This is a genomic window from Streptomyces sp. NPDC060028 (assembly GCF_042736725.1).
Taxonomy (GTDB): domain Bacteria; phylum Actinomycetota; class Actinomycetes; order Streptomycetales; family Streptomycetaceae; genus Streptomyces.
In genome coordinates, this window is sequence record NZ_JBHWVJ010000021.1 from 83,743 (window position 1) to 95,622 (window position 11,880).

The following is an 11,880-nucleotide window of genomic DNA, read 5'->3' on the forward strand; positions in this document are numbered from 1 at the left end:
TCCACCGGATAAGTCGACTACAGTGGGCTCCGGGCCGTGACTGGCGTTCGGGTGGATCACCACCGGGGAGCGGCCCGGCGTACGCGTCGTACGTCGACTGCCGCGCGCCTGGGCGAACCGCTACCGCGAACCGCAGCGACGTTCAGGAGACCCCGTGACGACTGCCCAGACCGCCACCTCCACCGCCCGGCTGATGGACGGCACCGCCCTCGCGCGCCGCATCTCGGAGCAGACCGCCGCCTACGCGGCCAAGATCACCGAGCGCACCGGTACCGCTCCTTGCCTCGCGACCGTGCTGGTCGGCGAGGACCCCGCGTCCGTCACCTACGTACGCATGAAGCAGAACCGTTGCGCCAAGGCCGGGATCACCTCCCGCCACGTGGAGCTCCCGGCCGAGACCACCACCGGGGAACTGGTGGCCGCCCTCACCGCGCTCTCCGAGGACCCGGAGATCAGCGGCATCCTGCTCCAGCACCCCGTCCCGCACCACATCGACGAGCGCGCCGCCTTCGAGGCCATCGCCCCCGGCAAGGACGTCGACGGGGTCACCATGCACTCCTTCGCCGCCATGGGCTTCGGACTGCCGGGCTTCGTCTCCTGCACCCCCGGCGGCATCATGCGGCTGCTCGCCGAGTACGACGTCGACCTGACCGGCAAGCACGCCGTGGTGGTCGGCCGCAGCGCGATCCTGGGCAAGCCGGCCGGGATGCTGCTCCTGGAGCAGAACGCCACCGTCACCTACTGCCACTCGCGCACCGTGGACCTGCCGTCGATCGTGCGCCAGGCGGACGTGCTGGTCGCCGCGGTCGGCAAGGCCGAGTTCATCCGCGGCGAGGACGTCAAGCAGGGCGCGGTCGTCCTGGACGCCGGCTACAACGAGGGCAACGTGGGCGACGTCCACTTCGAGTCCGCCGCCGCCCGCGCCTCGCTGATTACCCCGGTCCCGGGCGGGGTCGGCCCGATGACCATCGCCGTACTGCTGGAGCAGACCGTCCGGGCCGCCGCCGCGCAGGCCGGCCTGTCGCTCGCGGACCTGTAGCGGTCCCGGAGCGCCAGGAACGCCCCGGGCCCTTCGGTCCGGGGCGGCGGTCACTGCCCTAGACGCCGGAGGCGCGGCGGCGGGCCGCGGCGACGATGGGGGAGGCGCGGAACTCCTGCGCCAGCTCGGCCAGCGGCTGCGAGTCCAGGCGGTGGGAGTCCATCCGGTACGGGGCCGGGCAGCCGAGCCCCGCGCCCGGCCCGGCGCAGCCGTCGCCCGCCCGGTCGGCGGCCGCCCGGTGCTGGCAGGCCGCGGCCAGCATGGCCGCGTCCGCGACCAGGGAGGCCTCCCGTTCGGTGAGGCCCTCGGCGAGCGCGGCCTCGTGGGCGCGGCTGCGTACGGCGGGGTCGAACCAGCACGCGAGGGCCAGGATGCCGTCGTCGATCACCGACTCCCGGTGGATCAGCCGGATCCCGACCGGCGACCACCAGGCCATCGGTACGGTCATCACACTGGACGCGGCGAACCCGCGCAGCGCCGCCCACAGGGGCTGCAGCCGCCGGTACTCGCTGAAGTCCCGCCAGGCCGCCGAGCCGCCGACGAGCGGCACGATGAACCCCGTACCGACCAGCAGGGCCGCCGTGGCGGCGATCGGCGGCGCCCCGTACGTGGACAGCCCGTCCCAGTCGCGACCGCTCCAATGGGCTCCCACCGCGATCCACTTCACGGTGACGAAGGCCATGTCCATGGCCCCGCCGAGCATGAGCAGCGCCAGCCCGGTGCGCAGCGGGCGCATCGGATTCTTCGGGCCCGGCGAGCCCGCCGCCGGGGTCAGGCGCCGCAGCCACTTGCGGCACAGCAGGGTGAGCGCGGTGCTGCCCACGGTGTGGGCCACCAGGTAGCAGACGATCATCTCGCGGATCCAGGGCGTGTTCGCGTAGTACGTGTCCATGTCGCGCAGCCGCTCGACCGGCGCGTCACCCTTCGCGAACAGGGCGACGATCAGCACGATGCCGGCGCTGTACGCGGCCACGGTGACGCGGATGGTCCGCAGGACACCGGGTGTCGGGGTGCCGCCCCAGTACAGGATCAGCACGATGGAGGCGCCCGAGAACGCGGTGAGCAGGCTGTAGACCAGGGGAGCCGAGAAGTTGACGATGCCGGTCAGGCGGTTGACGAGGACGATCGTCGGGGGCGCCGAGAGGAACACGGCGAGGGAGCCGACCGCCAGCAGGGTGCAGACGGCGCGCATGAGGGGCTGGTCCCAGCCCCTGCGTAAGGTCGGCGCCTTGACGATCAGTGCCGCGGCGATCACCAGCCCCGGCACGTAGAGGATCAGGCTTTCCGTCATCGGGCCTGTCCGACGGGGTCGACCGGACCCACCGGGTCGACGGGGCTCACGGTCTCGACGGGCCTCACCCGGTCCAAGGGGCTCACCACGTCGACCGGACCCACCGCGTCCACGGTGCTCACCGGGTCCACCGGGTCCACCGGGCTCACCGGGTCCGCTGCGCCGGTCGCGCGGGCGAGGCCGGCCACGGCCCGCTCGGCGGTGGTGAGCGGCGCGGCCTTGAGGGCGCCCCGGTCCGAGGCCCGCAGCACCTCCCAGACCATGGACGGGCGCAGCCAGTACGTGGGCGGCCGGTTCATGGTGATGACCTGGAGCAGGGCGGCGGCCAGCGACTCGTTCGTGAGGGCGCCGGTCATCAGCCGGTCGATGTACCCGTTGAGCAGCCCCGCCCCGGCACGCGGCTTCATGCCGGTGGCGCCCGGGTAGAGGATGTCCTGCGAGGTGGCGAGGTCCCAGGCGATGGCCACCTGCGGGGCGATGACCCGCTGCGCCTCGCGGCCGATGGCGGGGTGGGCGAGGCCCTTGGCCCGCAGCAGGCCGCGTACGGCGAGCAGCCCCTGGGCGGCGACCGTCATGCCCTGCCCGTAGAGCGGGTTGAAGGTGGCCACCGAGTCGCCGACGGCGAAGAAGCCGTCGGGCAGCTCCGCCTTTTCGAAGTACACCCGGCGGTTGGCGGTGCCCTGGGTGACGGCCACGTCCGTGAGGGGCTTCTTGCCTTCGAGGAGCGCGCCGACGATCGGGTCGCGCACGCCCTTGGCGAACGGGATGAACCGGTCCGGGTCGGCCGTGGGCTGCCCGCCGCGGGTGCCGGACAGGGTGGCCTGCCAGCGGCCGCCTTCGATCGGTACGAGCGTCGCCGTCTGGCCCGGTACGGGCACCCGGGGGTCGGACTGCACGTTGATGATCGGGAAGCCGGCGGCGTGGGCTCCGGCGGGCGCCTCGAAGATGCGGGTCGCGTAGACGAGGCCGGAGTCGACCTCGGCCTGCCGCAGGCCGATCGGGCCGAGCGCCTCCAGCCAGGCGCGGGCTCGGGAGCCGCGGCCGCTCGCGTCCACCACGATGTCGGCCGTGACCAGCCGGTTCTCTTCCTCCGGGGTGTCGACGCGGACCCCGGTGACCCGGGCGGCCGTGCCCTCCAGGGAGCGGACGCGGCTGCGCTCCAGGGTGGTGACCCCGGCCAGCCCGATGACACGGGAGCGGACCACCGAGTCCAGGAGGTCGCGGCTGCAGGAGATGTTGAACTGCATCTCGTCGTGGCGCCGCAGCCACCCCTGGGCGGTCTTGGTCACCAGATCGGTGGGCAGGCTCCGGCGGAACGCGCCCGCGGCCGTCCAGTCGTCGGTGATCCCCGGCAGGATCTCCTCGATGGCGCGGGCCCCGCCCGACCACAGGAGGTGGACGTGGCGGGCCTGGGGCAGTCCGCGCCGCGGCGCCGGGCCGTCCGGCAGCGAGTCCGCGTCGATGATCGTGACCGTCGTGTGCTCGGCGAGGACGGCCGCCGCGAGCAGGCCGGCCAGGCTGCCGCCGATGACGACGGCGTGGCGGGGCGGGGAAGACTGGGTCATCGTGTGGTGCTCTCTGTCAGGGCCGTGCCCGAGGCATCGGCGAAGGAGGTGCGTCGGCGGGGAAGGCGGTGGTCGGCCGCCGCTGTGGTCACGCCCCGGGTTTCGGGGCCTGGTCGTCTTCCGCGCTCAACGTCCCCAGCCGAACGAGGTCTTGATGCGCTCGATCGCCTCGGGGACCTGTTCTTCCCGGGGTGGTGGCGGTGGCAGGTAGGGCTTCAGCAGCTTGCCGAGGTGCAGTCCGAAGGTCTCGGCCCGGATCTCCGCCGGGTCCTCCCGGTCGGCGCGGGCGGCCGCCTGCCGGACCACCGTGCCGAGTCCGGCGTCGGAGCGCAGCAGTTCGGCGAGGCTGCCGTGGCGCTCCGTCAGCCGGGCGGCCACCGCCATGCCCGGTCCGTGACGGTCACAGGTGCCCTCGTCCAGGTGCCACAACTCGTGGCAGGCGATGACGAGCTGGTGCTCGGGCCGGGTGCGCTCCTCGATGACGAGCAGGTCGCGCTCCGTCAACTCCAGCCACAGCCCGCTGGCGGTGTCGGGCGGGAAGACCGCGAAGCGGAACTCCACCGGCCGGCCGCCGCGCCTGCGCGCGTACGCGGCGCAGACGCTCCCGATGATCTCGCCGGCCTCGGACGGCGCCGTCAGCCGCGCCTCCGCCAGCAGATCGCAGCCGAGCCTTCGCATGGCCCGCGTCGTCCTCATGGCGCTCCCCCCTCGGCAGTTCGGTCACAGGGTGCGCCGGGAGGGCTCAACTGCCCTTCCCGCGCGAGCAGATCGTCCAGGTGGTCAGCCAGGGACTTCCAGCCGCCCGGGGAGAGCTTCCCGGCGCGCGTGACGATGTTGCGTACGTCGTGTGCCCTCATCACGGCGAGCATGGGGTTCCCCACCGCCCGCTCCGCGGCTTCCAGTTCGCGCTCCACGCGGGCGAGGGCGGAGCCGAGCGCCTCGGTGTCGTCGGCCAGCAGGAATCCGCTCTCGACGCCGTAGAAGCGCTGGATCCCGGCGGCCGCGGCGAGGTTCGGCAGCCCGTCGCCCCGCGCCAGCCGGGTCAGCGACTGGCCGGAGGCGTCGAAGGAGCCGGCGATGGCGGAGAGGGAGTGGGGCTGGCCGTCCTCGCGGCGGCGGGTGCGGCGCAGGTGCTCGAACCGCAGGCGCACCTGCTCCTTGAGCGGTAGCCGGGGCGGCGTGCCGTCGAGGGTGAGCCGGATGCCCTGCGGGGTGATGCCGGTGAGGTACGAGAGGTGCTCCAGGTCGTCCGCGTCCGCCGGGCCGGCCGGGCCGAGCGCGGTGGTGGCCAGCGCCCGCTCGACCGCGCTCTTGCTGTCGGCGAGGAGGAAGCCGGCGTAGACCCCGAAGAACCGCTGTACGCCGGCCGCGTGGCCGAGCCGGGGCAGTCCGGTGCCCGCGTTGAGCGGCCCCAGGGAGGCCCCGGGGGCGTCGAAGTCCTCGGCTATCGCGGCGAGCGACCACTCCCGGCCGTACCGGTCGCGGCGGGTGGAGCGCAGCCGCAGGAACCGCTGGTGCACCCGCCGGCACAGCGGGAGTTCGGGGGCGGCGCCGGCCACCACACGGGGAATGAGCGCGGGCTCGACCCCGGACAGGTGGCTCAGCCGCTCGACGGAGAGCACCTCGGCCGGGTCTTGGCCGCGCTGCCCCGCCAACTCCACGACGCGGCCCCAGATCGTGTCGAGGTCGGGTCGGGCGGCTCGCACCGGGCAGTTCTCCGTCACTCGAGAGGAGTCTGGTAGAGAAGACGTTCGATTCGGTTGCTGTGCGTGAAGCGTAGCCCTCCGCTGCGTGGCGAACCAGGGCGCCCCCCAACCTTTCTTTCCATCCGTCTCAAGAAAGGTTGGCATGCCACCGGCATGACCCCGCGGCGCTGAACTCCTCTGCTCGGCGCTGTCTGGCCGGCCACGGGTGGGGCTTCTCGGTGTGTCCGGTCAAGGCAGGATCTCGACGTACCCGTCCGTTCCGTGCACGCGGATCCGCTGCCCGTCCCGGATCAGCCGGGTGGCCTGATCCACGCCCACGACGGCCGGCAAGCCGTACTCCCGGGCGATCACCGCGCCATGGGTCATCAGGCCGCCCACCTCCGTCACCAGGCCCGCGACTGCGACGAACAGCGGCGACCAGCTGGGGTCCGTGAAGGTCGTGACCAGGATGTCGCCCGCTTCGAGATCGGCCTGCGCCATGTCAAGGATGACGCGGGCCCTTCCCTCGATGGTCCCGGCGGAAACCGGTAGACCGATCAGGGCGCCGGCCGGCACGTCGTCGCGCCGGTACGCCCCGGTGAGGGCCTCACCGTCCGATGTGAGCACCCGGGGCGGTGTGAGCGCGTGGTACGACCGGAACGCGTCCTTGCGCCGCCGGATGAGCTGGTCATCCACCTGGTTCGAGCGCACGACGTCGTGGAGTTCCCGGAACGTGAGGTAGAAGGCGTCTTCCTTCTCGGGAAGCACGTTGGCCTGCACGAGGCGCCCGACCTCCTCCAGCAGGGCCTGCTTGTAGAGGAAGTAGCGGCTGACGATGCCGTACTTCGGGTACTCCCGGTACCCGATGAAGGTCCTGACCCGGTCGATCATCCGCTTGGCCTCGTCGGCCTTCCGCTCCCCGTCCGGCAGGGCCCGCAAGCGTGACAGCACGTCCTGTTCCTTCTTCTGCGCCTTCTGCCGGCCTTCCTCGAAGCGCCGCCCGGCGGCGCCCGGCTCGAAGTTCCTGACGTTGTCGAGGATCACGGGCACGAGCGTGGTGGGGCGCTCGCGCCAACGCGGCCTCGTGATGTCGATCTCGCCGACGCAGCGCATGCCGTACCGGTCGAGGTAGGCCTCGATGGCGTCGCGCGCTTCGGTCCCGCCCGCGAGCTTCGCCAGCTCGTCGAGGAAGCCCTCGTCCTCGACGCCCTGCAGGAACGCCACCACCTGCGGCTGCGGGCGGATCACGTCCGCGACGTCGAGGAGCTCCAGTCCCATCTGGGACGTGATGTTGCCGGGGGCGGACAGCGTGAGCGTGTCAGCCGCGTTCTTCTCGCCCAGCCACTCCTGCAGCTTGTCGTTGAGCCACCACGTGGCCTCCATCCCCGCCATGATCGCCTGAAGGTTCAGCGGATCACCGAGCACTCGCTTGTGCTCCTCGAAGGCCTCCTCCAGCAGGAAGTCGAACAGCGCCGGTCCGCTCTTCGTCCGGATGTCGCGCTCCAGGGCGGCGATGGACACCCGGCTGCGCTCGATCAGCTCGGTGACGATGGCCGGATCGGTCTCGATCGGGGCGGACGCGCCGCCGGCCGGCGGCCCGCCGGGACCCGCGTCGGGGAGCGACGGGACGAAATCGTCGTGGTCGAGGACGGTCTCCAGAGCGTCCCTGATCAGCGGATCACCTCTCCCCAGGACGTCCAGGAGACCGGCGCGGCTCACGGGCGAGGCCAGGCGCCGGGTGACGTCGACGAACAGTCGCCCGCCGGCCTCGTGCATCGGCACCATGGCCGTCAGCTGCCACATGGAGAGCCCCAGGGGCTTCATGGGGTCGGTCATCATCTGCCCGTGACCAACGGAGACGTAGACGTGATGGTCCTGGTCGCCGGTCTCGGGGACGGGGATGGGGATGGGGATGGGGAACAGCGTCGTGATCGGCCGGCTCTGAACGATCTGGAAGCCGTCGTCGAGCAGGCACCATTCGATGTCCTGCGGGCGGCCGAAGTGCGCTTCGATCCGCCGCCCGAGCTGCACGAGCCGCACGACCTGCGCATCCGTGAGCGCCGGCTGCTCCTGGCGCCGCGCGTCGATCGCCACCTCCTGGGTACCGCCGGCCGGCAGGGCGTGAACGGCACGCTGTTTGGCGGCGATCGTTTTGGCGACGATTTCGCCGTGCCGCACCTTGAAGACGTCCGGCTTCACCAGTCCGCTGACCAGCGCCTCGCCGAGACCGAAGCCGGCGTCCACGGTGGCGACCTTCCGGTTGCCCGTGACGGGGTCCGCCGTGAACAAGATGCCCGCCGCGTCCGGGAAGACCATCTGCTGCACGACCACGGCCATGTGGACCGTACGGTGGTCGATGCCGTTGCGCATGCGGTAGATCACGGCCCGCTCGGTGAACAGCGAGGCCCAGCACCGGCTGACGTCCCGCAGGACCGCCGTCGGCCCCACGACGTTCAGGTACGTGTCCTGCTGGCCGGCGAAAGAGGCCGTCGGCAGGTCCTCCGCCGTCGCGCTGGACCGGACGGCGTAGGCGTCGGCCTGCTCGCCGAGCCGGCCGAGAGCGGTGGTGATCGCCGCCGCGAGATCGCCCGGGATGGCGATTTTTTCGATGGTCCGACGAATCTGCGCGCTGAGCGTCCCGATCTCCTCCCGGTCGTCCGGGTTCACGCGCGACAAACGACCAAGCAGATCGTCGATCGACGGCGCTTGCGCCATGATCCGCCGGAAGGCGTCCGTCGTCACGCAAAAGCCACCCGGCACACGGATGCCTTCGATCCGCGACAGTCCGCCCAGGTGCGCGCCCTTGCCGCCGACGACCGCGACCTGCGTCTCGTCAACCTCTTGCAGATCCCACACGTACTGCTCGATCACCGCGATACCTCCAAGGCAGCCGTGTCCCGCTGCACTGCACTGGCCGATCGAATCACCGGCGCCTCCCACTCTGCCGAACCGCTTGCCGAGCACATCCTCATCCCCGGCTGCCGTCCCTCTGACGCACCTTCACGCACGCGTCGTGCCCCCCATTTCCGCAGGTTGTGGCCTCGGCCGACGATTCTGCGCCGTGACCCGGGCCTTGCCGCAAGCCCCCCAGTGCGCTATAAGTTGAGAGTGGCAAGGAGAGAGCTCTCCTTGCCTTTGCTTTTTTGCGGCGGCGGCGCGCCGCGTACGGGTACGCGTCGTCGGCCCGACCGGCGGTGGCCGAGGCCTTCCAGGCACGTCCCCGGAGCGGGCTCCTTACCCCGGAGGTAATCGACCCCGCGGCGGGACGGCGGCATCGTGGTGGCAACGGGTTCCGGGGCCGCGCACTCGGCTCCGGGGCCCGCCCGGATCTCCACCGCCACCAGCGCCTTCGACCTTCAGGGAGCCCTCATGTCCGCCACCCTGCTCGCCACCGTCGCCCGCACCGCCGTCCCGCGGATCGCGCTCCGCCGGGTGCTCGCCCTCGACGCGGTCGTCACCGCGGGCAACGGTCTCGCCTACGCCGTCTTCTCCGCCCCGCTCGGGCGGCTGCTCGGGGTCGGCGCCACGACCCTGTTCGGGCTCGGGCTCTTCCTCACCGCCTACGGAGCCGGCGTCGGCCTGCTCGCCTCGCGGAGCCGGACCCCGGCCCTCCCCGTGAAGTTCGTCATCGAGGCCAACTGGGCCTGGGCGGCGCTCAGTCTGGTCTCGCTCTTCACCTGGCTCTCGCCCACGACCGCAGGCGCGGTGTGGATCCCGGCGCAGGCCCTCACCGTCGCCTCCTTCGCCCTCCTCCAGCAGCTGGCGCTGCGCTCAACCGGTTCAGGAGGCCAGTGAGCGCAGGTACTTCGCCGTCGCCGGGTCGGCCGGTAGCAGGGTCTCGATGGCCAGCTCGGCCACGGTCACGTCCATCGGCGTGTTGAAGGTGGAGATGGACGACACGAAGGAGAGCACGTGCCCGTCGTGCTCGATCCGCAGCGGCAGCGCGATGTACGGCGCCGCTTCCTGCGGCTCGCCGTCGCCGGGCTGCTCCGCCACCGGGTACGCCGCCACCTCGTCGTACAGGGCCCGCAGCGGCTGCGAACGCGAGAGGGCGAGCTGCCGCTGCATCTGCTCCAGCAGGTGCCCCCGCCACTCCCGCAGGTTGCGGATGCGCGGGGCCAGCCCCTGCGGGTGCAGGGTGAGCCGCATCGCGTTCAGCGGCGGCGCCAGCAGGTGCTCGGGTACCCCCTCCAGCAGCATCGTGATGCCCCGGTTCGCCGCCACCACCGTGTACGTGCCGTCCACCACCAGCGCCGGGTACGGCTCGTAGCCGGTGAGCAGCCGCTCCAGGCTCTCGCGCAGCACCCCCAGCTCCGGGGCGTCCATCGGGGTGTGCGCGTACCGCGGTGCGTAACCGGCCGCCAGCAGCAGTGTGTTGCGCTCCCGCATCGGTACGTCGAGCCGGTCGGCGAGCCGCAGCACCATCTCCTCGCTGGGGCGCGACCGGCCGGTCTCCACGAAACTGATGTGCCGGGACGAGGAGTCGGCGCGGCCCGCCAGCTCCAGCTGGCTGATGCCACGCCGCTCCCGCCAAGTGCGCAGCAGCACTCCCACACTCGTCATCGTCATGCCCACGACGTTAGCCGAGCGGGGTCACCCCAGGTCGAAGATGTTCCGCAGGCCGAGACGGTGGCGCCACAGGTCGTGCCGCTTCGCGGCCTCGACCTCCGGCGCCCGGTACAGCGGCCGGACCGTGCACCGGACGGCCTTCGAACCGTCCCGGTCCAGCAGGGAGTTGACCGCGGCGCGGGCCGAGGCGTTGGCGCCCTCCATGGTGGCCAGGTCGATGTCGACGGCCACGTAGTCACCGCTGAGGAAGAAGTTCGGGATCCGGGTTGCCGCACTGGGCCGGTTGTGGAAGGTGCCGGTGGGGTGGATCAGCAACTGGTCCTGATTGGTGGGGTTCGCAGTGCCCAGCCCGTCCACGCCCGGGTCCAGGAACCAGGAGTGCAGCCTGGAGTCGGTCAGCAGCGTCTGGCCCGTGTCGTTGAGCGAGGCCTTCAGCTGCGCCCACACCTCGCGCGCCACCTCCTCGCGGGTGCACTCCTTGGCCGTCTTCCCGTACAGGATGCCGGGCTTGTCCCACTCCGAGATGTCCACCGACAGGCAGTCGACCGCCACGCCGTCCCCGTAGTCGGCGGGGAAGTCCCGAGAGGGCCAGTGTTCGGCCTGCTGGATCGCCGTCAACGACCAAGGCGAGTCGATGCAGTTGAGGTGTCCGTGGACGAGGGGCGCGCGCTCGGTGAGATAGAACTGGATACCGGTCATCCAGTCGGTCTCCAGCTTGTCGCAGCGCCCCAGCATCGGATCGGCGGCCCGCAGCGCCGGGCTCCAGGTGCGGCGGGCGTGCTCGACGGGCAGGGCGCTGACGTAATGGTCGGCCGTGACGGTGCGGCCGGCCCCGGAGGGGTCCTCGGTGAGCACCCCGCTCACGCGGCCGTCGGCGTACTGCACCTCGCGTACCGTCCAGCCCATCTTGAACTCCACGCCGAGGGAGCGTAGATGGGCCTCCCAGGGGTCGATCCAGGCCTCGTTGGTCGGCAGGTTGAGGATGCGGTCCGGCGGGCCGTCGGCGCCGCGCCCGAGCAGGTTGAAGACGAAGGCCTCGCCGAGCGTGCCCACCGTACGGGTGGAGGCCTCTTCGGCCTTGGTCGCCACGATGTTGCGGGTGACGCCGATGGCGAGGATGCGCTGGTACTCGCTCGACATCCGGGCCGCGCGCACGAACTCCCACCAAGGGGTGTGCTCCCAGACCTCGTCGCGCCGCTCGTCGCAGCTGGTGAGGAAGACGAGGGCACGGTCGACGAAGTACGCGGTCTCGTGCGGCGGGAGCCTGACCAGCGACTGCATGATGCCGGTGAGCGCCCGGCGCAGCTCCTCGGGGGTCAGCTCGGCGGGGGAGTGGTCGGGCCACGGGATGGGCGCCCGCAGGTCCTCGCGGCCGGCCGCCCGGGCGAACATCATCTCGCGCGGGGCGACGAGGTTGTCCCACACGCCGTTGGCGTTGCCGGGGAAGGGGATGCGCCGCATCGTGTCGGGCAGGTTGTGGTAGAGGCCCGGGATGAAGCGGAAGCCGTGCTCGGCGGGCAGCGGTCGGCGGCCGCCGCGCGCGCTGCCGGGCACGTCCATGCTGCGGGCCTTGCCGCCGAGTGCGCGGCGCTCGTACACGGTGACGGCGTAGCCGCGCTCGGCGAGCTCGTGCGCCGCCGTCAGCCCCGCGACCCCGCCGCCGAGGACGGCGACGCTGCGGCCGGTGGGCGGTGCCGCGGCGGCCGCGCTCCCGGCGGCCTGTGCGGGCGC

Annotated in this window: 9 protein-coding genes and 1 riboswitch; of the genes, 2 read left to right on the forward strand and 7 right to left on the reverse strand. The window is 72.1% G+C overall.

Translation table 11 applies throughout. The features are described from left to right. Positions 1 to 26 precede the first annotated feature (26 nt). A riboswitch (ZMP/ZTP riboswitch) is annotated at positions 27 to 121 on the forward strand. Between the two features lie 72 nt (positions 122 to 193). Then, positions 194 to 1,039, forward strand: coding sequence for a bifunctional 5,10-methylenetetrahydrofolate dehydrogenase/5,10-methenyltetrahydrofolate cyclohydrolase (locus ACFWBF_RS13585; RefSeq protein WP_385599969.1), 846 nt, complete (start codon positions 194 to 196; stop codon positions 1,037 to 1,039). A gap of 58 nt (positions 1,040 to 1,097) precedes the next feature. Here ACFWBF_RS13585 and ACFWBF_RS13590 read toward each other — a convergent pair whose 3' ends face one another. From ACFWBF_RS13590 to rph, 5 genes are all read right to left on the reverse strand, one after another. Next, the gene (locus ACFWBF_RS13590) at positions 1,098 to 2,330 is read right to left on the reverse strand and encodes an MAB_1171c family putative transporter (RefSeq protein ID WP_385599936.1); all 1,233 of its coding nucleotides are present in this window, start codon (positions 2,328 to 2,330) and stop codon (positions 1,098 to 1,100) included. Further along, a complete protein-coding gene (locus ACFWBF_RS13595; protein WP_385599938.1) occupies positions 2,327 to 3,895 on the reverse strand; it encodes an NAD(P)/FAD-dependent oxidoreductase in 1,569 nt (522 codons plus the stop codon). The genes ACFWBF_RS13590 and ACFWBF_RS13595 overlap by 4 nt, the downstream gene beginning before the upstream one ends. Before the next feature lie 126 nt (positions 3,896 to 4,021). Continuing rightward, complete coding sequence (locus ACFWBF_RS13600) at positions 4,022 to 4,591, reverse strand: toxin-antitoxin system, toxin component (protein ID WP_385599941.1); 570 nt, start codon at positions 4,589 to 4,591, stop codon at positions 4,022 to 4,024. Continuing rightward, complete coding sequence (locus tag ACFWBF_RS13605; protein WP_385599944.1) at positions 4,588 to 5,601, reverse strand: hypothetical protein; 1,014 nt, start codon at positions 5,599 to 5,601, stop codon at positions 4,588 to 4,590. The genes ACFWBF_RS13600 and ACFWBF_RS13605 overlap by 4 nt, the downstream gene beginning before the upstream one ends. A gap of 228 nt (positions 5,602 to 5,829) precedes the next feature. Next, the gene (gene rph / locus ACFWBF_RS13610) at positions 5,830 to 8,451 is read right to left on the reverse strand and encodes a rifamycin-inactivating phosphotransferase (RefSeq protein ID WP_385599947.1); all 2,622 of its coding nucleotides are present in this window, start codon (positions 8,449 to 8,451) and stop codon (positions 5,830 to 5,832) included. Positions 8,452 to 8,949: 498 nt separating this feature from the next. Here rph and ACFWBF_RS13615 point away from each other — a divergent pair, with 498 nt between their 5' ends. Continuing rightward, positions 8,950 to 9,375, forward strand: a complete 426-nt coding sequence (locus ACFWBF_RS13615) for a hypothetical protein (protein WP_385599971.1) — start codon at positions 8,950 to 8,952, stop codon at positions 9,373 to 9,375. Here ACFWBF_RS13615 and ACFWBF_RS13620 read toward each other — a convergent pair. Continuing rightward, positions 9,361 to 10,149 (reverse strand): helix-turn-helix domain-containing protein, encoded by a 789-nt coding sequence (locus ACFWBF_RS13620; protein WP_385599950.1) that lies wholly within the window; start codon positions 10,147 to 10,149, stop codon positions 9,361 to 9,363. The two genes, ACFWBF_RS13615 and ACFWBF_RS13620, sit on opposite strands and share 15 nt — an antisense overlap. A 24-nt stretch (positions 10,150 to 10,173) precedes the next feature. Further along, on the reverse strand, positions 10,174 to 11,880 hold a 1,707-nt coding region (locus tag ACFWBF_RS13625; protein WP_385599953.1), incomplete at its 5' end, for an FAD-dependent oxidoreductase.

Bases quoted from the DNA above. Each gene is read 5' to 3' on its own strand.
- ACFWBF_RS13585 (WP_385599969.1), top strand. From the start codon at position 194: ATGGACGGCACCGCCCTCGCGCGCCGCATCTCGGAGCAGACCGCCGCC.
- ACFWBF_RS13600 (WP_385599941.1), bottom strand. From the start codon at position 4,591: ATGAGGACGACGCGGGCCATGCGAAGGCTCGGCTGCGATCTGCTGGCG.
- ACFWBF_RS13620 (WP_385599950.1), bottom strand. From the start codon at position 10,149: ATGACGATGACGAGTGTGGGAGTGCTGCTGCGCACTTGGCGGGAGCGG.
- ACFWBF_RS13590 (WP_385599936.1), bottom strand. From the start codon at position 2,330: ATGACGGAAAGCCTGATCCTCTACGTGCCGGGGCTGGTGATCGCCGCG.
- ACFWBF_RS13595 (WP_385599938.1), bottom strand. From the start codon at position 3,895: ATGACCCAGTCTTCCCCGCCCCGCCACGCCGTCGTCATCGGCGGCAGC.
- ACFWBF_RS13615 (WP_385599971.1), top strand. From the start codon at position 8,950: ATGTCCGCCACCCTGCTCGCCACCGTCGCCCGCACCGCCGTCCCGCGG.